Origin of the sequence: Pseudomonas sp. dw_358, assembly GCF_018449655.1 — a bacterium.
In the GTDB taxonomy this organism is placed as follows: domain Bacteria; phylum Pseudomonadota; class Gammaproteobacteria; order Pseudomonadales; family Pseudomonadaceae; genus Aquipseudomonas.
The window spans coordinates 55093-76877 of sequence record NZ_JAAVUX010000014.1 but is presented as its reverse complement, the minus strand read 5'-3'; the positions used below and the strand labels follow the sequence as shown (position 1 = coordinate 76877).

The window sequence follows — 21785 nt, the reverse complement described above, 5'->3', positions numbered from 1 at the left end:
GAATTTTCCGCCCGCCATGCAGGAAAAATAGAACTTTTACACGCGTTTACGGCAAAATCGCCGCCTTGAGTTCACCACCCAGGCCAATGGATATGACTAAAAGCTCCACGATCGACGAGCAAAGTTTCCGCAAACTCCTGAATCGCAACGTCGGTTTGCCCCTGGGTGTGGGGCTTGTCAGCGGTCTGGTGTTCGTCGGTATCATTGCCTATCTGATGTCGGTGATCGACTGGGTCGAGCACACTGACCGAGTGATCAACAACGCCAATGATGCGGTCAAGCTGTCCATTGACATGGAAACCGGCATGCGCGGTTACCTGCTGACCGGCAATAACAGCTACCTGGACCCGTTTGAACTGGCCAAGCCCCGGCTGGCGGCGGAGATCCCGGCGTTGCAGGAACTGGTGTCCGACAATCCGATCCAGGTCGAGCGCCTGACTCGCATCATGGCCATGCAGAAGGAGTGGATCGCCTACGCCGAGTCCATGATCGAAGCCCGTCGAACCAACGCAGACTTCAGTACCATCGTGCAGTCGGGCCGCGGCAAGCGCCTGACCGACGATGTGCGCAAGCAGTTCGAGGACCTGCTGGCCATGGAACACGGGCTGAGGGTGACCCGGGCCGAAGACGTGACCCATACCATCTGGGCGTCCATCAGCCTGTATGTGTTGTTTGTGCTGTTGATCAGCGGCCTGGTGGCCTGGTTCGGGCGCCGCGATATCATGGCGCTGTCCACTTCCTATGGTGACAATCTGCAAGCCCAGCAACTGAGCAGCGATCGCTTGCGCGAGCAGGCCTGGTTGCGCAGTGGCCAGACCCAGCTGGCCGAACAGCTGCTGGGCCAGCTGACCTTGCAGATGCTGGGGCGCAACATCCTCCAGTTCTTTTCCGGTTATCTGGGCAGTGTGGTGGCGGCCGTCTACGTGCGCGAAGAGCACGGCAGTCTGCGCCGCGTCGCCACTTACGGCTTCTCCCGTGAACAGGAAGGCCAGCAACAGACCCTGATCAATGGCGAAGGCATCGTCGGCCAGGCCGTGCAGAGCAACCGGCTGGTGCGCCTGGACGATGTGGCCCAGGATTACTTCAAGGTCAGCTCGGGGCTGGGTGACGGCGCACCGCGCAGCGTCCTGGTCGTGCCCACCAGCAACGACGACGCGGTCAACGGCGTGGTCGAGCTGGGCTTCCTGCGCGCGCTGAGCGACCGTGACGTCGAGTTGGCGCAACTGCTGGCCAGCAATATCGGCACTGCCATCGAGGCGGCGCGCTACCGTCAGCGCTTGCAGGAGGTGCTGGCCGAGACCCAGCAGCTCAATGAAGAGCTGCAGGTGCAACAGGAAGAGCTGAAAACCGCCAATGAAGAGCTCGAAGAGCAATCCCGTGTGCTCAAGGAGTCCCAGGCGCACCTGGAGACTCAGCAGGCGGAACTGGAACAGACCAACGAACAACTGGCCGAGCGCACCGACGCCTTGTCCCAGCAGCGCGACGCCCTGGACCGCAAGAACGCCGAGCTCAACGAGGCTCAGGTGCAGCTCGAAGACCGCGCCGACGAGTTGCAGCGCTCCAGCAAATACAAGTCGGAATTTCTCGCCAACATGAGCCATGAGCTGCGCACCCCGCTCAACAGCTCGCTGATCCTGGCCAAGCTGCTCTCGGAAAACCCCCAAGGCAACCTGTCGGCCGAACAGGTCAAGTTCGCCGACTCGATCTACTCCGCCGGCAACGACCTGCTGCACCTGATCAACGACATTCTTGACATCTCCAAAGTCGAAGCGGGCAAGCTCGAAGTGCGCCCCGAAAACCTCAGCGTGCCCCGCCTGGTGGATGGCCTGCGGGTCATGTTCGAGCCGCTGGCCCGGGAAAAGGGCCTGCAATTCAACGTCGAGGTGCAGAACGGGGCCCCGCAGTCGCTGTACAGCGACCGCCAGCGGGTCGAGCAGATTCTCAAGAACCTGATGTCCAACGCTTTCAAGTTCACCGAGCAGGGCAGTGTCTCGCTGACCGTGTCCCACCAGCCCAGTGGCGGTATCGCCTTCAACGTGCGCGACTCGGGGATCGGCATCGCCCCGGACCAGCAGCAAAGCATATTCGAAGCGTTCCGCCAGGCCGACGGCACCACCAATCGCCGCTATGGCGGCACCGGTCTGGGCTTGTCGATTTCCCGCGATCTGGCCGCGCTGATGGGTGGTTATATCAGCGTCACCAGCGAACTGGGCCACGGCAGTATCTTTACCCTGATCCTGCCGACGGTCTATGAAGAGAAGGCCTTGGCCGGCGAACACACAGCGCCGGCCCGCGATCATTTGCCGCCGCCGATCATTCCGGCCCGGGCCGCCCCGCTTACGCCTGCGCCCGAGCCGCAGAGTGCGCCGGCCATGGCCATCGCGAGCTTCCCCGACGACCGCGACAAGGGGCCCTTTGACAAGCGCTGCATCCTGGTGATCGAGGACGAGCCGAACTTTGCGCGGATTCTCTACGATCTGGCCCACGAATTGGACTACCAGTGCCTGGTGGCCCACGGCGCAGATGAAGGCTTCGACCTGGCCGCGCGCTTTGTGCCCGATGCCGTGCTGCTGGACATGCGCCTGCCGGACCACTCGGGCCTCACCGTGCTGCAACGCCTCAAGGAGCAAGCGTCCACCCGGCACATTCCGGTGCACGTGATTTCCGTGGAAGACCGGGTCGAGGCGGCCCTGCATATGGGGGCTGTGGGCTACGCGGTCAAGCCGACTTCGCGCGAGGAGCTCAAAGAGGTTTTCTCCCTGCTGGAGGCCAAGCTGACCCAGAAGGTCAAGCACATCCTGCTGGTGGAAGACGATGACTTGCAGCGCGACAGCATTGCCCGCCTGATCGGCGACGATGACATCATCATCACCGCCGTCGGTTTCGCCCAGGAAGCCCTGGACCTGCTGCGCGCCAATGTCTACGACTGCATGATCATCGATCTCAAGCTGCCGGACATGCTCGGCAACGACCTGCTCAAGCGCATGTCCACCGAGGAAATTCGCTCGTTCCCGCCGGTCATTGTCTACACCGGTCGCAACCTGACCCGCGAAGAAGAGGCCGAACTGCTCAAATACTCCCGCTCGATCATCATCAAGGGCGCACGTTCCCCCGAGCGACTGCTGGATGAAGTCACACTCTTTCTGCACAAAGTCGAATCGCAGTTGTCCACTGAACGGCAGAAGATGCTCAAGACCGCCCGCAGCCGCGACAAGGTCTTCGAGGGGCGCAAGATCCTCGTGGTCGATGACGACGTGCGCAACATCTTTGCCCTGACCAGCGCCCTGGAACACAAGGGCGCCATCGTCGAGATTGGCCGTAACGGCCGTGAGGCGATCGAACGACTCAATGCGGTCGAGGACATCGACCTGGTGCTGATGGATGTCATGATGCCCGAAATGGACGGCTACGAAGCCACCCGCGAAATACGCAAAGACCCGCGCTGGCGCAAGCTGCCGATTATCGCCGTGACCGCCAAGGCCATGAAGGACGATCAGGAGCGCTGCCTGCAAGCCGGTTCCAACGACTATCTGGCCAAGCCCATCGACCTTGATCGGTTGTTTTCGTTGATTCGTGTCTGGCTGCCACCCCTGGAGCGCATCTAGTGAACCCGGCGCCGCTGCAGCGTACCAGCGACGTGGACATCGAGATCCGCCTGCTGATCGAAGCGATCTACTTAAAGTACAGCTACGATTTTCGCGATTACTCCGGCGCCTCGGTCAAGCGCCGGGTTCTGCATGCGGTCAGTCAGTTCGAATGCCAGACCATTTCGGCGCTGCAGGAGCGGGTGCTGCACGACGCCGGCGCGTTCATGCAGCTGTTGCAGTACCTGACGATTCCGGTCAGTTCGATGTTTCGCGACCCTGAGCACTTTCTGTTCATTCGCCGCGAAGTGGTGCCGTTGCTCAAGACCTACCCGTCGCTCAAGATCTGGATTGCCGGCTGCAGCACGGGGGAGGAGGTGTATTCCATGGCCATCCTGCTGCGCGAGGAAGGTCTGCTCGAACGCACGATCATCTACGCCACGGACATCAACCCGGCCTCTCTGGAAAAGGCCAAGGTCGGCATCTATTCCATGGAAAACGTGCGCGCCTACACAGAAAACTACCAGCGCGCCGGCGGCCAGGAGGCGTTCTCCAACTACTACACGGCGGCCTACGGCAACGCGATTTTCGACAGCAGCCTGCGCGACAATGTGACATTTGCCGATCACAGCCTTGCCACCGACAGTGTTTTCTCCGAAACTCAGCTGGTTTCATGTCGCAACGTATTGATTTACTTCAATAAAAATTTGCAGGACCGTGCGTTCGGGCTATTTCATGAATCCCTGTGCCATCGTGGCTTTCTGGTGCTGGGGAGCAAGGAAACGCTCGATTTTTCTGCGTATAGTGCTCGGTTCGAGACGTTGGCGCGGCCCGAACGGATCTACCGCAAGTTATGAGTCGGGCCCAGTGGGTCCGGCGAGCGAGCAACCTGGCATGAACAGATTTCAGGCGGTGGTCGTAGGGGCATCGGCAGGCGGCGTGGAAGCGCTGCTGAGCATCTATGGAGCCTTGCCCCCCGGTTATTCGTTACCGGTGATCACGGTGCTGCACCTGCCGGACAACCGCCACAGCCAGCTGGCCGAAGTGTTCGAACGGCGGTTGCTGCGCCCGGTACGCCAAGCGATGGACAAGGAAACCATCGAGGCCGGGGTGATCTACTTCGCCGGGCCCGGGTACCACTTGTCCATCGAGCGTGATTTCAGTTTTTCCCTCAGTCAGGAGGAGCGCGTGCATTATTCCCGTCCCGCCATCGACCTGTTGTTCGACTCGGCCGCCGACGCCTACGGTCCCGCCTTGGTGGCGGTGCTGCTGACCGGTGCCAATGAAGACGGCGCCCGTGGCATCGCCACGGTTGCGCGCCATGGTGGCCTGACCGTAGTGCAGGACCCGGCCGAGGCGAAAATCTCGGTGATGCCGCTGGCCGCGCTGGCTTTGACAGTCCCTGATCACATTCTCCCATTACACGGCATTGGCACTTTGCTGGCCGGGCTGGAACAGGCTCAATGACAACTCCAATAATCGCCAAACTGCTGATCGTCGATGACCTGCCGGAAAACCTGCTGGCCCTCGACGCGCTGATCAAACAAGCTGACCGCGAGGTCTACAAGGCGTTATCGGCCGATGAAGCGCTCTCGCTGCTGCTGCAGCATGAGTTCGCCATGGCCATCCTTGATGTGCAGATGCCCGGCATGAACGGCTTCGAGCTGGCCGAGCTGATGCGCAGCACCGAGAAGACCAAGAACATCCCGATCATTTTTGTCAGCGCTGCGGGCCGGGAGATGAATTACGCCTTCAAGGGCTACGAAAGCGGCGCCGTGGATTTCCTGCACAAGCCCCTGGACATCCACGCGGTCAAGAGCAAGGTCAGCGTCTTTGTCGACCTGTACCGCCAACGCAAGACCCTCAAGGAACAGCTCGACGAACTGGAGCGCAGCCGTCAGGAGCAGGAAGTGCTGCTCAAGCAGTTGCAGGCGACACAGAACGAGTTGGAACACGCCGTGCGTATGCGCGATGACTTCATGTCCATCGTCTCCCATGAAGTGCGCACGCCCCTCAACGGACTGATTCTGGAAACCCAACTGCGCAAGCTGCATCTGGCCCGGGACAACGCCGACGCGTTCTCCCTGGAGAAGATGCGCGGCATGGTCGAGCGCGACGAGCGGCAGATCCAGAGCCTGATTCGTCTGATCGAGGACATGCTGGACGTCTCGCGTATCCGCACCGGGAAACTGTCCATCCGCCCCAGCCGCTTCGACCTGGTGCAGTTGACGGCCAACCTGCTGGATAATTTTGCGCCACAAGTAGCGGCAGCCGACTGCACGGTGTCCCTGCGGGCCGATGAGCCGGTGCTGGGTATCTGGGACGAGTTTCGCATCGAGCAGGTGGCTGCTAACCTGTTGTCCAATGCCTTGCGCTATGGCGGCAAAGGGCCGATCGAAGTGACCGTCTACCGTCATCAGGGCTACGCTTGTCTGGAGGTGCGCGACCACGGCATTGGTATCAGCAAGGAAAACCAGAGCCGGATCTTTCAGCAGTTCGAACGGGTGTCGGCCAAGCAGGTGGTGGCCGGGCTGGGGCTGGGGTTGTTCATCTCCGAGCAGATCGTCGCGGCGCATGGCGGCAACATCGCGGTGGAGAGCGCGTTGGGCGAGGGCTCGCTGTTTCGAGTCAGTCTGCCACTTTAGTTTATTTCATTGCGTGGGGCGCAACCTCCGTGTCACGCCACGGTCGTATTGGCAGCGATAGACCGATCACCCAGAACAAAGGTTTGCCATGAGCGAAGATGCACAAGACGTAGTCCTCATTGTCGAGGATGAGCCCTCGATTCTGATGGTGCTTGCCGACTACCTGTCGGGGGAAGGCTATCGGGTGCTGCAAGCCGAAAACGGCGAACAGGCGTTCCGAATCCTCGCTACCAAGCCGCACCTGGACCTGATGATTACCGACTTTCGCCTGCCCGGCGGCATTTCCGGGGTGCAGATCGCCGAGCCCGCAGTCAAGTTGCGCCCGGAGCTCAAGGTCATCTTCATCAGTGGCTTCCCGGCGGAAATCGTCGAATCCAACAGCCCCATCGCCCGCAAGGCGCCAATTCTGGCCAAGCCCTTCAAGCTTGAAGACCTGCAAAGCAAGATCGAGTCGCTGTTGTCCTGAGCCGTTTTACTGCGCCAGTTGCAGCGCCGGATCATCGGGGTTCTGCTGTTCCAGTTCGGCCAGCAGGATCTGTACGTTCTGCAATTGGCCGGTTTCCTTCCAGTAGCTGATCAACAGCAGCCGCGCCTTGTGATTGGCCGGCTGGCGCCGCAGCATTTCGTCCAGCTGGCGCTGGGCGGCCTCGACCTGATCGAGACCATGCAGGGCCACGGCCAGGTCGTAGCGATAGTCCTGATTGTCCGGTTCCAGCTCAACAGCGCGGGTCAACGCCAACAAGGCGTATTCCGGCGCGCCGTTGCGCAGCAGCCATTGGCCCAATTGCGATTGCAGGAACGCCGAATCGGGATGGCGCAGCAGTTGGTCGCCCAGCACCTGGCGGGCGCGGTCGGGCTGATGCTGGCTTTCCAGCAGGCGCACCTGGATTGGCACCAGATCCAGATTCTCCGGTTGCAAGGTTCGGGCTCGCTGCAGGGCGGTGTCCGCGGCCGACCAGGCCTCGTTGTGCATCTGCACCTGTGCCAGCTCCAGTTGCGAATCCGCGTCGTCGGGCTTGGCCTGCAAGGCGGTGACGTACTGATCGAGGACTTTTTCCAGCTCGGCAAAGTACAAACCCAGGTCGTCCGGGTACAGGTTGAGTAGCGCGCGGGCGGCATGGAAACGGATTTCCAGGTCGTTGTCGCTCAACAAGGGCCCTAGCAGCAAGCTGCGCTGGGCCTGGGACACCAGTTGGACGATGCAGTCGATGGCAGCATGGCGCACCAGCGGCTCGTTGCCCGCCAAGGCCGCCTTGGCCAGTTTAAGTGCCTTGGGGCTCGGGTAGTTGGCAAGCTCGGCCAGCAGGCTGGCCTGACGCACCGCCGACAGGTCGGTGCGCGCCAGTTGCTGGTAAAGCAGGCGCGCGGCACCGGGTTTGCCGTCATGGGCGGCCGTCAGGGCGGTGTTGTAACTGTGCTTGACCAGTGTCGACTGGGGCACGGGCAGCGGTTTGCCCAGATGCCAGGCCAGGCTCAGGGCCACGACCACCAGAAGCGCCATGGCGGCATAGCGAAAGCGTTTGGGCATGCATCATCCATAGTGCGAGGGTTTGCCGATGGCAGAGCTTGGGTCAGGTGGGGGGGGCGAGTCAAATGATGGTTGGAGAAAGGTTTTGTAGTCTGGGTGATACACAATGTGTCTGGGTTGGGGTTCAATGTCCTTCCAAGCCAATAACCACAACAACAAAAGGACCCGCCCGATTTGGACCGCTACGCCCCCCATCAATGGCAACCGCACGAACGCCCCAGCCTGCCGGGTTCGCCATCGACCCCGATCCATTCGACCCCCAAGCGATGGGCTTTCGCCGCCGTCGGCCTGTTGGTGGCCTTGACCGGTGGGTTGGGCAACGCCTTGGTGACGGCCAATCTGCTGTTTCTCCAGGGGGCGTTGGGCGCCACCACCGCGGAGATGGCCTGGCTGCCCGCCGCCTATGTGATGACCAACGTCTCGATGAACCTGCTGCTGGTAAAGTTCCGTCAGCAATTCGGCCTGCGAGCGTTCACCGAGGTGTTCCTGGTGCTGTATGTGCTGGTGACCTTCGCCCATCTGTTCGTCAACGACCTGGGCTCGGCCATCGCGGTGCGTGCTGCCCATGGCATGGTCGGCGCGGCGCTGAGCTCCCTGGGCCTGTACTACATGATCCAGGCCTTCCCGGCGAAATGGCGGCTCAAGGCGCTGGTGCTGGGCCTGGGCACGGCGCAGCTGGCGCTGCCACTGGCGCGCATCTTTTCCGAGGACCTGCTGCAGATCGGCGAATGGCGCGGCCTCTACCTGTTCGAACTGGGCTTGGCACTGGCGGCACTGGGCTCTGTGTTCATGCTCAAACTGCCGCCAGGTGACCGTTTTCGCACCTTCGAGCCGCTGGACTTTCTCACCTTCGGCATCCTTTTTACCGGTGTGGCGCTGCTCTGTGCGGTGCTGTCCCTTGGCCGCATCGACTGGTGGCTGGAAGCCCGCTGGATCGGCCTGGCTTCGGCGGCGGCCATTGCATTGATCCTGACGGGGCTGGCCATCGAGCACAATCGCGCCAACCCCCTGCTGATGACGCGCTGGCTGGGCAGTGGCGTGGCCATCCGCCTGGGCCTGGGGGTGATTCTGATCCGCATGGTGCTGTCCGAGCAGACCACCGGCGCGGTGGGCTTTCTGCAAGTGCTGAACATGAGCCAGGAGCAGATGCGCAGCCTGTACTGGGTGATGCTGGTGGGCGCCGTGGCCGGGCTGGCGGTCAGCGCCCTGACCATCAACCCCCAACACTTGTTCATGCCTTTGATCATCGCCCTGGCGCTGATGGCGGTGGGCGCCAGCATGGACGCCTTTTCCAACAACCTGACGCGGCCGCCGCAGATGTACCTGAGCCAGTTTCTGCTGGCATTCGGCGGCACATTCTTTCTCGGCCCGACCATGGCCCTGGGCACCCGTAACGTGGTCACCAACCCGCGCAACCTGGTGAGTTTTTCCGTACTGTTCGGGATCGCCAACAACCTCGGCGGCCTGATCGGCTCAGCGCTGCTGGGGACTTATCAGATCGTGCGCGAGAAATTCCACTCCAGCGTCATCGTCGATCAACTGGTGCTGGCTGAACCGTTGGTGGCGGCGCGGGTGCAGAGCGGGGCGGCCAGTTACGCCTCCACTGTGGCTGACGCCGGCTTGCGCAACACCCTGGGGGTCCGTGCGCTGTCCACTGCCGCCACCCGTGAAGCCAACGTGCTGGCCTACAACGACGTGTTCATGTTGATGGCGGCGATTGCCGTGCTGACCATGCTCTGGATCTTCGCCCGCAGCCTGTGGCTGCGCAGCACCACCCACACACCACCTTCCCCCACACCCGCCAGCGGCGCTTCGTCATGACTGAACCCAGCACCAGTACCACCACAAATGCCATTGCCTCGACGCCGGAAGGCGTAGCGCCGCCACCCGCCGCCAACGCACAGCCACGCTCGTTGCGTGTGCGCGTGCTGTCCACCCTGATCTTCGCCTCGGTGGCGGTGACCGGGGTCTTCATCGTGCTGTATGCCTGGCAACTGCCACCGTTCAGCTCTGCCATCGAGAGCACCGAGAACGCGCTGGTGCGCGGCCAGGTCACCGTGATCGGCCCGCAACTGAGCGGCTACGTCTTCGAGGTACCGGTGCAGGACTTCCAGTACGTCAAGGCCGGCGACCTGCTGGTGCGCCTGGATGACCGCATCTACCAGCAGCACCTGGACCAGTCGCTGGCCCAGGTGGCCGTACAGAAAGCCGCGCTGGCCAACAATATCCAGCAGCGTAAAAGCGCCGAAGCCACCATCGCCCAGCGTATCGCCGCCGTCGCCGACAGCGAAGCACAGGTGCGCAAGGCCGCCGCCGATCTCAAGCGCAACGAGGCCTTGATCAGCGATGGCTCGGTGTCACGCCGCGACCTGGATGTGGTACGCGCGGCCAATGCCCAGAGTGTCGCCGCTCTGGCCCAGGCCAAGGCGGCGGTGGACATTGCCCGTCAGGACCTGCAAACGGTGATCGTCAACCGTGCGTCCCTGGAAGCCTCGGTGGCTAACGCCGATGCCGCCGTGGAACTGGCCCGTATCGACCTGAGCAATACCCGCGTGCTCGCCCCCCGGGATGGCCAACTCGGCCAGATCGGCGTGCGCTTGGGCGCCTACGTCAACTCGGGTGCGCAGCTGATGGCCTTGGTGCCCCAGGTGCACTGGGTGATCGCCAACATGAAGGAAACCCAGATGGACGACGTACGGGTCGGTCAACCGGCAAGCTTCACCGTCGATGCCCTCGACCACCGCCGCCTGCAAGGCCACGTCGAGCGCATATCGCCGGCCACCGGCTCCGAGTTCGCGCTCCTGCAGGCCGACAACGCCACCGGCAACTTCGTCAAGATCGCCCAGCGCATCCCGGTGCGCATCAGCGTCGATCCGGACCAGGCTCAGGCCCAGCGTCTGCGCCCCGGGATGTCGGTGGTGGTGAGCATTGATACCAGCGTGGTGCCGGAAGGCGAACGGCAGGGTGGCGACTTCGGCCAATGAGCCGATTTATTGCTCGATCGACCGGCTCCAGCGCGCGTTCCATTCGGGCCGAAGCTGGTTGACCTGGTCCCAGTCAATGGAAATCGCGGTCTTGAGGTAGGTGTTCATGGCGTCGACCTGGCCCCGGGTCTGCTCGGTGGTCGGGGTTTTCGGGTTCGACGGGATCTGATCGCCCTTCTCCAGGGCAATGGCCTGGGCCTCGGGCGACAGCAGAAACGCCGCCAGCTTTTGGGCCAGGGCCGCCTGGTCATTGTTGGCAATCGCGCATTCGGCGACGTTGAGCACCACCGCGCCTTCCTTGGGCTGTGCGTACGCCACCGGGATGCCCTTGAGCTGCAGGGTGGTCACCCCGGTCGGCGTCAGGGGGAACACGGCGGCTTCGTCGGTCTGTACCATTTCGGAAATCTTCGCCGAGCTGGCGATGTACTCCAGCACATTGGGCCCGATGGTCTTCGGCCAGGCCTTGAAGCCGGGTTCGACGTTGGCTTCGCTGCCGCCTTGAATGCGGTTGAACATCAGAAAACCGTGCAGGCCGAAGGTCGAGGACGGCAGCGACTGGAACACCACCTTGTCCTTGTAGCGCGGGTCGGCCAGGTCCATCCATGAGGTCGGCGCGCTCCAGCCCTTCTCCTTGAACAGGCGGGTGTTGTAGGCCAGACCCGTAACGCCCAGAGTTACCGCTGCGGCCTGGTCCTTGATCCGCGCCTTCGCGGGAATGTCGGCCAGCTCCGGGCTGTCCGCCAGTTTGCTGCACAGGCCCATGGAGATGGCGCGGTACATGATGCCGTCGTCGAGGAACATGACATGGATCTGCGGGTGATCCTTGCTGGCCTGGACCTTGGCCAGAATGTCGGAGGAGGTGCCCGGCACGATCACCACCTTGACCTGGTTGGCTTTCTCGAAGAGCGGCAGCACCTCGTCGGCGTAGACGCGCTCCATGGTGCCGCCGTTCATGCCCAGGTACAGGGTCGGCTCGGCCTGGGCGGCCGTCGCGGCCAACAGGGGCAGGGTGCAGGCAATGCGCTTGAGGTATTTCATGGGCCTTCCTTTTGGAACGCTAGGGAGTGGGTTGAAAACGGCGGATGGAGAACGCGTCCATGGGCTGCCGTGTGGGGCTGTCGCACACCCAGTCGGCGAGGACCTCCCCCACTGCGGGGCCGATCTGGAAGCCCGCCCCGGCGAAGCCGAAGGCATGTAGCAAGCCCGGCTGGCGGCAACTGGGGCCGATGACAGGCTGGCGGTCGGGCAGATAGCCCTCGGTCCCGCTCCAGGTGCGGATGGCATGGGCGCCGGCGAGAAACGGGTAGAGCTCGGCGGCGTGGCGCAGGATGTCGAGCACCGCGCCCTGTCCGGGGCGCGCGCGGGCCGGGTCCAGGGCAAAACCCTGGCCGCCGCCCAGCACGCAGTTGCCCCGGGCGACCTGGCGAGCATAGATGCCGCCGCCTTCGACGCCGGTGCTGACGTCCATCACGAGGGGCAAGGGTTCGGTGACCAGCATCGCCGGGTGGCCGCTGGTCAGGGGCACGCTGTCGCCGAACTGTGCGGCGAGGGCGCCGGCCCAGGCCCCGGCACAATTGAGCAGCCAGGGTGCGCGCACCTGCAAGCCGTTGGCACAGCGCACCACGAAAGCCGCCCCGTCGTGTTCCACCTCGGTCACCTCGGCCTGTTCATGGACCCTGGCCCCGGCGCGGCGCGCGGCCTGGGCGAAGGCAGGGCCGACCAGCCGCGGGTTGGCATGGCCGTCCTCTGGGCACAGCGATGCACCCACCGCGACGTCGCCCACCCAGCCAAAGCGCCGGCGCAGCTCGCGTCGGTCGAGCAATTGCAGGCCCAGACCGAAGGGTTCGCTGCCTTGGGCATAGTGTTCCAGTGCCCGCATGTCCTCGGCGCTGCGGGCCAGTTTCAGGTGGCCCGAGCGCCGGTACTCGCCGTCGATGCCGAGCAATGCCGGCAGCTCGCCCCAGATTTCGTGGGCTCGCTGGGACAGCGGCAGTTGATTGAGCGGGCGCCCTTGGCGGCGCACACCACCGTAATTGACGCCGCTGGAATGGGAACCGCAAAAGTCCCGTTCCAGCAGCGCGACCGATCGTCCTCGCCGGGCCAGCCACAGCGCGGCCGAGGCGCCGACGATGCCACCGCCGATAATGATGGCTTCGGTTTCCAAGGGCGCACTCATGCTTCACTCTCCAGGCCGAACGGCAGCGGCTTGATCGGTGCCTGCGCCCGCAATCGGCCAATCTCGTCAATGGCGCGCCCACTGCAGCGGGCGATGATCTCGGCGGCAGCAGAGCCGCACATGCGTCCCTGGCAGCGGCCCATGCCTACCCGGCAATGGGCCTTGACTCGATTGATCTCCCAATGCCCTTCGCGCACTACGTGCCTAATCTCCCCCGCGCTGACTTCTTCGCAGCGGCAGATCAAGGTGCTGTCGGTGACCTGATCGCTCCACCGGGTGGGAAAGGGAAAGGCACTTTCCAGGCCATGACGAAAACGCTGGATATCGGCCAATTGCCGTGTCAGTGCCTCGACGCGCTGATCGTCCACAGCCACGCCACTGTCACGCAGCACGCTCAGGGCGGCCAGTTCACCGGCCCTCTCAGCCGCGTCGGCGCCCATGATCCCGGCACCGTCGCCCGCCAGGTAGACGCCAGGCACGGTGCTGCGGCCGTAGGCATCGCGGTTTGGCAGCCAACTGCGGTTCAGCGGGCTCCAGGTAAAGGCACAGCCCAGCAGGTCGGCCAATTGGGTCTCGCTGCGCAGCCCGTGGCCAATGGCAACGGCATCGCACTCAAGCGTACGGCCGTTGTTCCAGCTCAGCCCGGTCACCCGCGTGTCACCCTGGATGGCCTGCAGTGCTGCGCTGTTGTGCACGGTAACGCCGTGGGCCGCGAGCCAGGCGCGGTAGTACATGCCCTTGGCCAGGGTCGGCGGTTGCCGCAGCAGGGTCGGACTGGCCTTGACCTGCGCGGCGAAGGGGGCGCTGTCGAGCACGGCTACCACTCGGGCGCCGGCCTTTGCGTACTGGTAGGCCACCAGGTAGAGCAAGGGGCCGCTACCGGCCAGCACCACCCGTTCGCCAATGGCGCAGCCTTGATATTTGAGGGCAATCTGCGCCGCACCGAGGCTGTACACGCCCGGCAAAGTCCAGCCCGGCACCGGCAGGATCCGATCGGTGGCGCCGGTGGCCACGATCAGTCGTTCATAGGGCACGCGGCGCCCACGGCCATCGCACACGGTGTCCAGTGCGCCCTGTTCGGCGTTCCACACCAGGGTGGCAGGGCGGTAATCGAACTGCCCGGCCAGACGGTCGAGCCCTTGGTGCAGATCAGTCGCCTTGCGCGCTTCAAAGCCATACAGGGTCGTGGCGCTGCGCTGAAAGTGGGCAGGCGGGCGGCGGTAGATCTGGCCACCGCCGCGCAAGCCCTCGTCCAGCAACACCGGCTTGACGCCGTGTTCGAGCAAGGTCAGGGCGGCGCGAATCCCCGCCGGGCCGGCGCCGACAATCACGCTGCTCATACCTGACGCCCCGGTTCGCGGCGCACGTTGTGCCCGGCTTCCAGCAGGGTTGAACAGCTGCGCACGCGTTGGCCGTCGCCGAGCACCACCCAGCAATCCTGGCAGGCGCCCATCAGGCAGAAACCGGCTCGGGGCGCTGCGCTGAAATCACTGCCACGCAGATGCTCGGCCTGGGTCAGCACGGCGGTCAGCACGGTATCACCGAGCAGGCCGCTGGCGGGCTGTCCGTCCAGGGTGAAAGGCAGCGTCGGACGGTGGGTTTCGGTCAGTCGCTTGAACAGGGCCATCAGTGGTTTCCTACCAGTACGCGGTCCAGCCCATACACCCTGTCCAGCACGATCATGGTCACGGCGGTCAAGGCGATCACCAGTGCGGACACTGCCGCCATCATCGGGTCGATGGATTCGGTGGCGTACACGTACATGCGCACCGGCAGGGTTTGCGTCGCCGGTGAAGTGACGAAGATGGACAGCGTCACCTCGTCGAAACTGTTGATGAATGCCAGCAGCCAGCCGCCGGCCACCCCCGGCAGGATCATCGGCAAAGTGACCTGGCGGAACAGGGTGAAGCGCCCGGCACCGAGGGATTGGGCGGCGTGCTCGACGCTGCGATCCATGCCCCCGGCCGAGGCCAGCACCAGTCGCAACACGTAAGGGGTGATCACCAGGGTGTGGGCGAACACCAGCCAGGTGAAGCTGCCGTTGACGCCCAACAAGGCGAACAGCCGCAGCAACGCCACCCCCAGCACGAGGTGCGGAATGATGATCGGCGACAGAAACAGCCCATTGAGTGCGCCGCGACCGGGAAAGCGATAGCGAGTGATGGCCAGCGCGGCGGGCACGGCGATCAGGGTGGCGAGGCTGGCGGCAATGAACGCCAGTACCAGGCTGTTGTAAAACGAGTCGATGAAGTCCGCCCGTTCGAACACGGCGCGAAACCAGCGCAGGGAAAAACCGTGGGTGGGCAGGGTCAGGGTGTTGTCCGGGGTGAACGCCACCAGGCAGACCACCCCCAGCGGGGCCAGCATGAACACCACCACCAGGGCATGAAAGGACAGCGCGAGCGGGCCGTTACGGGGCATCGTCAATCTCCCAGGGATTGCTTGAAGCGGCCTTCGACCATTCGGTTCCAGGACAGCATGATCAACAGGTTGGCCAGCAGCAGGGCCACGGCGATGGCTGCGCCCATGGGCCAGTTCAGCTCGGAGAGGTACTGGTCATACACCACGGTGGCCACCATCTTCAGCCGGCGACCGCCCAGCAGGCCCGGGATGGCGAAGGAACTGGCGGCCAGGCCGAAGACGATCAAGGTGCCCGAAAGCACCCCGGGCATGACTTGCGGCAACACCACCTGGCGCATCACGGTGGCCTGGCTGGCCCCCAGCGACAGCGCCGCCTGTTCGGCCGCAGGGTCGAGCTTGTGCAGCGAGGTCCACACCGGAATGATCATGAATGGCAGCATCACGTGAACCAGCGCGATGATCACCGAGAACGGCGTGTACAGTAGTTTCACCGGGCGCCCGCCCAGGGCCTGGATGGCCTGGTTGACCAGCCCATCGGCGCCCAGCAGCAGGCTCCAGCCAAAGGCGCGGACCACCACCGAAATCAGCAGCGGGGTGAGGATGACGATCAGGAAAATCGATCGCCACGGCGTGCCCATGCGGCTCAGCACGTAGGCTTCCGGCACGCCGATGCACACGCACAGCAGGGTCACCAGTGCACTGATCCAGAAGGTGCGCCAGAAGATGCCGTAGAAGTAAGGGTCGTTGAACAGCGCCCCGTAGTGATCCAGGGTCCAGGCGTGGTTGTTGATCCCGCTGCTGTAGTCGAACACGTTGAACGACAGTGCCAGCGTCAGGCACAACGGCAGCACCAGCAGCGCGCCGAACAGCAGCAGCGCGGGAGTCGACAGCAGATAACCGCGACGGCTCTGGCTCATGCCGGGACCTCGTCTTCAGCCAGAATGCGCAGCAGTTCTGTCGGCCAGTCGAGGCCGACCGCCGTGTCCGGCGCCAGTGGGGCGCTGCCGTCATTGCGCTGGACCACGGTGAGCTCGCCCAGGTCCGTGGCGACGCGGTACAGCCATTGACTGCCGAGAAAATAGCGAAGCCGCACACGGCCCGGCAGGCGGCCGCTGCCAGCGGCCTGCAATCGGATTTTCTCCGGGCGCAGGCTGAGCACCAGCGTACCTTGGTCGGCACCGGTCTGGACCTGCACCACCCCGTGGGCATCGGTGTGACCGGGCAGCACGTTGGCCTTGCCGACGAAGTCGGAGATGAAGCGCGTGCGCGGGTGCTCGTACAAGCGGTAGGGCTCGTCGATCTGGGTAACGCGCCCGGCCTGCATCACCACCACCCGGTCGCTGATGGACAACGCTTCGGCCTGGTCGTGGGTGACCATCAACGTGGTGATGTTGACCTCGGACTGGATGCGGCGAATTTCGAACTGCATTTCTTCGCGCAGGTTGGCATCGAGGTTGGACAGCGGCTCGTCCAGCAGCAGCACCGGTGGCTCGATCACCAGGGCGCGGGCCAGGGCCACGCGCTGACGCTGGCCACCGGACAATTCTCGCGGGTAGCGCTCGGCCAAGGGCGCCAGGCGCACCAGCGCCAGCACATGGGCGACCCGGCTGGCAATCTCGGCCGCCACCACCTTGCGCATGCGCAGGCCGAAGGCAACGTTGTCGCGCACTGTCATGTGGGGGAACAGCGCGTAGCTCTGAAACACCACGCCCAGGCCGCGGCTGCTGGGCTTGGCGTGGGTGATGTCGCGGCCGTCCAGCACGATCCGTCCGGCGCTGACGTCGACGAAGCCGGCGATCATCTGCAAGGTGGTGGTCTTGCCGCAGCCCGAAGGGCCGAGCAGCGAGACGAACTCGCCCTTGTCAATGCAGAGGTCGGTGGCCACCACCGCTTGCATCGATCCGTAATGCTTGGCGAGACCTTGAAGTTGCAGAAAAGCCATGGGCGCGTTCCACCTGATGTGTCAGCCACGAGGGCACTTTGAGGTTGGGCAGAGGCGAAGAAATGCAACGAGGGGGGCGTGGCGCAGGCTCTCGGGCCGGCTGCCGATCTTGTTATTCGTTCGCCTCGGTGGACCCGAGAGTAGGACGAGAGATAGGATGGCCTCAACCCATTATTTCACTGAAAGGTATTTATTTTAATATAATTCCATTGAATGAAATCCCTATTAGAAAAAATCTCATAAAACACCAAATAACGGAATCTTAATATGACAATACCCGGACCTGGCAGTGTCTCCCGCCTGTTTGCCCTGTTGCGAAGCCTGGGGGAGGTTCCCGAAGGCGGCGAAAAGGTCACGCAGCTGGCCTTGGCCGTCGGTTTGTCCCAGCCCACGACCCATCGTCTGCTGCGCAGCCTGGTGGAGGAGGGCATGGTGGAGCAGGATGCGCGCAGCAAACGCTATCGCCTGAGCCTGGCTTTTTTTGCCCTGGCGGCTCGCGCCGGACACACTGGCAATTTGCGCGAACTGGTACGCCCCAGCCTGCTGCGGCTGTCGGCGTCGTTGGGGGACTCGCTGTTTCTGCTGGCGCGCAGCGGCTTCGATGCCATCTGCCTGGATCGCAGCGAAGGCCCATACCCCATTCGCACCTTTACCGGCGACATCGGCGGCCGCGTGGCCCTCGGCGTGGGGCAGGGCAGTCTGGCGATCCTGGCGTTCCTGCCCTTCGAAGAGCGCGAGACCGTGATCCGCTATAACTTGCCGCGGCTGCAGGATATTCACCTGTACGACGAAGTGTTCCTGCGCGCCGAGATCGACTCGGTGCGCGAGCTGGGCTACGCCGGGCGCAACACCAATGTGCTGCCGGGCATGGCCGGGCTGGCGGTGCCGATCCTCGACCGCAACGGCCACGCGGTGGCGGCGTTGAGCGTGGCTACCTTGAGCGATCGTCTAGGGCCGGACCGTCTGCCCACGGTGGTGGCGATGCTCAAGCGCGAGGCGGCGGCCATCGGGCCGCAGATCAATCCGTTCGACCCGACACTGCGCTACCCGTCCCAGGCGTTCGGCACGCCATCGTCTGGAGGAAGTTGATGAGCAATCGTTCATCCCGGCTTATTAAATAATACGTTAGATTCGCATCCACATTTTTTCTGCTCAAAGAACGGGCTATCCACGCCCGTCGAGTTCCGCCCCCTCAAATGGACTTCCCCATGCCTGCCTACACCCCGTTTCACCCGCGCCTGCGCCAACACTCGCTGTCCCTGGCCCTCCTGGCGGTTTGCACGCTGTCTCCTGCCGCGCAGGCCGACGACGCCTTTGCCGTGGATTCGCCGACCATGACCGGCGACTGGGGCGGCCTGCGCACGGACCTCGCCAACAAGGGTATCGACATCCAGTCCACCTACCTGGGTGAGGTGGCCAGCAACCGCCATGGCGGGTATGACAAAAGCCACGCCACGCGCTACGCCGACCAATTCACCCTGGGCGCCGCCATCGACCTGCAGAAGCTGTTCGGCTGGCAGAACGCCCAGGCCATGATCCAGCTGTCCAACACCAACGGCGACAGCCTCAACGACGACCGCATCAGTGACCCGCGCGCCGGCAGCCTGTCGGCGGCCCAGGAGATTTCCGGCAACGGCAGCATCACCCGCTTGGCCGAGTTGTGGATCAGCAAAGGTTTCTTCGACGGCGCACTGAACATCAAGGGCGGTCGATTTTCCTACGGCGACGACTTTGCCGTCGAAGACTGCCTGTTCGAAAACCTGGCGTTCTGCGGCTCCCAGCCGGGCAACTACGTAGGCAGCGTCACCCAGGGCCCGGTCAGCACCTGGGGCGCGCGGATCAAGTACACGCTCAGTGACGAGTTGTACGCGCAGCTGGGCGTGTTCGACGTCAACGACCGCTACGGCGACAACAACAACGGCTTCAAGCTCAACGGCGCCGGCACCCAGGGCGCGCTCATCCCGGTGGAACTGGTGTGGTCGCCAACCCTGGGCAAGCTTCCCGGCGAATACCGTGTCGGCTACTACTACAGCACGGCCAAGGCCGATGATTTGTACAAGGACGCCGACAATCAACCGGCCGCCGTCACCGGCAACGATTACCGTCGCGACGACAGCCAGCATGGCTGGTGGCTGATCGGCAAACAGCAACTGACTACGGTCAATGGCGATGCCTCCCGTGGCTTGACCCTGTACGCCAACATCAGTGGCTTTGATGCGGCGACCACCGAAGTGGACAGCTTCCAGAAACTCGCGTTGGTCTACAAAGGCCCGTTCGACGCTCGTCCCACAGATACCCTCGGCCTGGCCGTGGCCCGCCTGCACGCCAGCAAGCAATACTTGCGCAACGCCCGTGCGGCCAATGCCGACGACGGCCTGAGCTATGATGACGCGGACTATGTGCCAGAGCAGCACAGCGAGTACGACATCGAGCTCAATTACGGCATCCAGGCCACCCAATGGCTGAACATCCGCCCAAACTTGCAGTACATCGCCCACCCGGGCGGGGTGCGGGAAGTGCAGAATGCGGTGGTGGCGGGGTTGCAGTTTCAGTCGACGTTTTAAACGATCGCCTGCACACCGAGCGAGCAGGGCCTGCGTGCCACGTTTACTCGGTTGCCGGGTCACGGGACCCGGCGCCGGTCCATACGGATCAGGGAGCCGTGCGGGGTTTTCGAGCCCTGCCAACGGCTTTCATGGGTCGATTTCTGGCAAAAGTTTCATCCGCAAAACACCAATACCGAGTATTGACCCTAACCATGACGCGCCGCCTTGACCCTTTGATAAAGTGAATGCAATCAATCATCACAGCACGCGTGCTGCGGTGTTATTCATTCCCGATGGACAAAGGAGAGCGCATGGACCTGCTGACCCATATGCGAATTTTTTCGCACGTCGCTGCCTCAGGCAATCTCGACGCTGCCGCGCGTGAGTTGGAGCTGACCCCGGCCAGCGTCACCCGCCACATTGCCCGGTTGGAGAAGCACCTTAACTGTGTCTTGTTGACCCGCACCGCCAATGCCTTGCGGATGACCTCGGTCGGCGAGACTTTTTTGCACCATTGCGTGGCTGTGATTCGCGGTGCCGATGAGGCCATCAACGCCGTCGTCGACAGCAACGTGCAACCCGAAGGGCACCTGCGGGTCCATGCCGGCAGCGACTTCGGCAAGCGCCACCTGATTCCGCTGATTGCCCAATACCGTGACAGCCACCCCCAGGTGACGTTCGACGTGACCCTTGACCACCCGTTGCCCAATGTGGCCGAAAGTGAGTTCGATGTGGTGTTCACCCAACGGCCCAGCAGCGACACCCGGCTGATCCAGCAGAATGTCGGGGCCATCTACAACGTGCTCTGTGCCTCGCCCGAGTATCTATCTCGCCACGGCCTGCCGACGGTGCCGGAAGATCTGGTGCGCCATCAATGCCTCAGCCCTCTGGACGAGCCGGCCAACCCCGATGACGTGTGGGCGTTCCAAGGGCCCTACGGGCCGGTGAACGTCTACGTGCCGCCCGCAGCCTTTCATGTCAACAGTCGAGAAGCGATTGTCGATGCACTGTGCTCGGGGCTGGGGATCGGCAGCGTGCCGGCCTTCGTGGCGGCCGAGTACCTGCAAGACCAGCGCCTGGTCCGGGTGCTCCCGCGCTACCACCTCGACGCCAGGGGCTTGCATGCCTGCTGCCGCGTGTCCTCTCGCGCCGATGTCTGCCTGCGCAGCTGGCTGTCGTTTCTGGCCCTGAAGTTGCCCAGGTCCTTGGCCACTGGCTTGCAAGCCTTGGCTGAGCCTGCGCGCCCGAGGGTCATTGCCCATCATGAAATGGCTTGAGCTCAAGCGCGGGCTGGCGACCTGCATGCTGCCGCTTTTACAGCGACTCCCTTTTGGAAAGACCGGAGTGCCGGCCCAGCCAAAAGGAGGCAAAAGGCCTCCGCACCCGCATTGGCCCTACGTTGCGCGCGGGTACCCTCCTTGCGCATCGCTCCGTAGGGGTCGCGCTGTACGGCCATCCATGGCCTAAAAGCGCTAGCCACGATCCGCTGTTGATCTGGCCGTTGATCTGGCCGTTGATCTGGCCGTTGATCTGGCCGTTGATCCGGCCGTTGATCCGGCCGTTGATCCGGCTGTTGATCTGGCTTTTGATCTTGATTGTCCGCGCCCTCAGCAGGCCGAACGGAACAGCGCGGGAGTGGGGGAGCGAGGCAGGAAGCCGAGCTAGCGCCGTAGGCCATGGATGGCCGTACGGCGCGACCCCACGGAGCGCTGTGGAGTGAGGGAACCCTCCGCTGCGCTACGGGTTCCCTCCTTGCGCATCGCTCCGTGGGGGTCGCGCTGTACGGCCATCCATGGCCTACAGCGCTAGCTCGGCTTCCTGCCTCGCTCCCCCCACTCCCGCGCTGCTCCAGTCGGCCTGCTGAGGGCGCGGACAGTCAAGATCAAGAGCAGATCAAAAGCTAACAGCAACAGCACCAGCAACAGCAACAGCACCGCCGCGTCCCCAGGGCCAATGCGGGAGCGGAGACCTTTTGCTCCCTTTTAGCTGAGCCGGTACTCCTGACTTCCAAAAAGGGAG

At 63.5% G+C, this 21785-nt stretch carries 18 protein-coding genes; 10 read left to right on the top strand and 8 right to left on the bottom strand.

All coding sequences use genetic code 11. The features are described 5' to 3' along the window. Positions 1-92: 92 nt before the first annotated feature. The 5 genes from HB675_RS19055 to HB675_RS19035 all read left to right on the top strand — a co-directional run bounded on the left by HB675_RS19055 (position 93) and on the right by HB675_RS19035 (position 6695). Positions 93-3605 carry a response regulator gene (locus HB675_RS19055; RefSeq protein ID WP_213880386.1) on the top strand — a complete coding sequence of 1171 codons (3513 nt, stop codon included), beginning with the start codon at positions 93-95 and terminating at the stop codon, positions 3603-3605. Positions 3606-3619: 14 nt separating this feature from the next. After that, positions 3620-4441 carry a protein-glutamate O-methyltransferase CheR gene (locus HB675_RS19050; RefSeq protein WP_213880515.1) on the top strand — a complete coding sequence of 274 codons (822 nt, stop codon included), beginning with the start codon at positions 3620-3622 and terminating at the stop codon, positions 4439-4441. 37 nt (positions 4442-4478) lie between these two features. Next, positions 4479-5051, top strand: a complete 573-nt coding sequence (locus HB675_RS19045) for a chemotaxis protein CheB (protein ID WP_213880384.1) — start codon at positions 4479-4481, stop codon at positions 5049-5051. Continuing rightward, positions 5048-6229 carry a hybrid sensor histidine kinase/response regulator gene (locus tag HB675_RS19040; protein ID WP_213880382.1) on the top strand — a complete coding sequence of 394 codons (1182 nt, stop codon included), beginning with the start codon at positions 5048-5050 and terminating at the stop codon, positions 6227-6229. The genes HB675_RS19045 and HB675_RS19040 overlap by 4 nt, the downstream gene beginning before the upstream one ends. A gap of 88 nt (positions 6230-6317) precedes the next feature. Beyond that, entirely contained in the window at positions 6318-6695 is a 378-nt protein-coding gene (locus HB675_RS19035) for a response regulator (RefSeq protein WP_213880380.1), read from the top strand. A 6-nt stretch (positions 6696-6701) separates the two neighbouring features. On the opposite strand, the gene HB675_RS19030 is transcribed toward HB675_RS19035, so the two are convergent. Beyond that, a complete protein-coding gene (locus HB675_RS19030) occupies positions 6702-7757 on the bottom strand; it encodes a tetratricopeptide repeat protein (RefSeq protein WP_213880378.1) in 1056 nt (351 codons plus the stop codon). A 174-nt stretch (positions 7758-7931) separates the two neighbouring features. On the opposite strand from HB675_RS19030, the gene HB675_RS19025 reads away from it, so the two are divergent. Next, complete coding sequence (locus tag HB675_RS19025) at positions 7932-9578, top strand: MFS transporter (RefSeq protein WP_213880376.1); 1647 nt, start codon at positions 7932-7934, stop codon at positions 9576-9578. Further along, positions 9575-10741, top strand: coding sequence for an HlyD family secretion protein (locus HB675_RS19020; RefSeq protein WP_213880374.1), 1167 nt, complete (start codon positions 9575-9577; stop codon positions 10739-10741). Before HB675_RS19025 ends, HB675_RS19020 begins: the two co-directional genes overlap by 4 nt. Before the next feature lie 6 nt (positions 10742-10747). Here HB675_RS19020 and HB675_RS19015 read toward each other — a convergent pair whose 3' ends face one another. From HB675_RS19015 to HB675_RS18985, 7 genes are read right to left on the bottom strand one after another with little or no spacing between them, the layout of a single operon-like run. Then, positions 10748-11779: an extracellular solute-binding protein gene (locus tag HB675_RS19015; RefSeq protein ID WP_213880372.1), complete on the bottom strand. Its 1032-nt coding sequence runs from the start codon at positions 11777-11779 to the stop codon at positions 10748-10750. Between the two features lie 19 nt (positions 11780-11798). Beyond that, positions 11799-12917 carry an FAD-binding oxidoreductase gene (locus tag HB675_RS19010; protein ID WP_213880370.1) on the bottom strand — a complete coding sequence of 373 codons (1119 nt, stop codon included), beginning with the start codon at positions 12915-12917 and terminating at the stop codon, positions 11799-11801. Then, the gene (locus HB675_RS19005) at positions 12914-14257 is read right to left on the bottom strand and encodes an FAD/NAD(P)-binding oxidoreductase (RefSeq protein ID WP_213880368.1); all 1344 of its coding nucleotides are present in this window, start codon (positions 14255-14257) and stop codon (positions 12914-12916) included. Before HB675_RS19005 ends, HB675_RS19010 begins: the two co-directional genes overlap by 4 nt. Beyond that, complete coding sequence (locus HB675_RS19000) at positions 14254-14544, bottom strand: (2Fe-2S)-binding protein (protein ID WP_213880366.1); 291 nt, start codon at positions 14542-14544, stop codon at positions 14254-14256. Before HB675_RS19000 ends, HB675_RS19005 begins: the two co-directional genes overlap by 4 nt. Beyond that, on the bottom strand, positions 14544-15338 hold the full coding sequence (locus HB675_RS18995; RefSeq protein ID WP_213880364.1) for an ABC transporter permease: 795 nt from the start codon (positions 15336-15338) through the stop codon (positions 14544-14546). Before HB675_RS18995 ends, HB675_RS19000 begins: the two co-directional genes overlap by 1 nt. A gap of 2 nt (positions 15339-15340) precedes the next feature. Beyond that, on the bottom strand, positions 15341-16195 hold the full coding sequence (locus tag HB675_RS18990; protein ID WP_213880362.1) for an ABC transporter permease: 855 nt from the start codon (positions 16193-16195) through the stop codon (positions 15341-15343). Then, a complete protein-coding gene (locus tag HB675_RS18985; RefSeq protein ID WP_213880360.1) occupies positions 16192-17220 on the bottom strand; it encodes an ABC transporter ATP-binding protein in 1029 nt (342 codons plus the stop codon). Before HB675_RS18985 ends, HB675_RS18990 begins: the two co-directional genes overlap by 4 nt. 267 nt (positions 17221-17487) lie before the next feature. Between HB675_RS18985 and HB675_RS18980 the strand changes: the two genes are divergently transcribed. The 3 genes from HB675_RS18980 (at position 17488) to HB675_RS18970 (ending at position 21043) form a co-directional block, all read left to right on the top strand. Beyond that, positions 17488-18309: an IclR family transcriptional regulator gene (locus tag HB675_RS18980; protein WP_213880358.1), complete on the top strand. Its 822-nt coding sequence runs from the start codon at positions 17488-17490 to the stop codon at positions 18307-18309. A 119-nt stretch (positions 18310-18428) separates the two neighbouring features. Then, complete coding sequence (locus HB675_RS18975) at positions 18429-19784, top strand: carbohydrate porin (RefSeq protein WP_213880356.1); 1356 nt, start codon at positions 18429-18431, stop codon at positions 19782-19784. Positions 19785-20077: 293 nt separating this feature from the next. Beyond that, positions 20078-21043: a LysR family transcriptional regulator gene (locus HB675_RS18970; RefSeq protein WP_213880354.1), complete on the top strand. Its 966-nt coding sequence runs from the start codon at positions 20078-20080 to the stop codon at positions 21041-21043. The last annotated feature ends 742 nt before the right edge of the window (positions 21044-21785 follow it).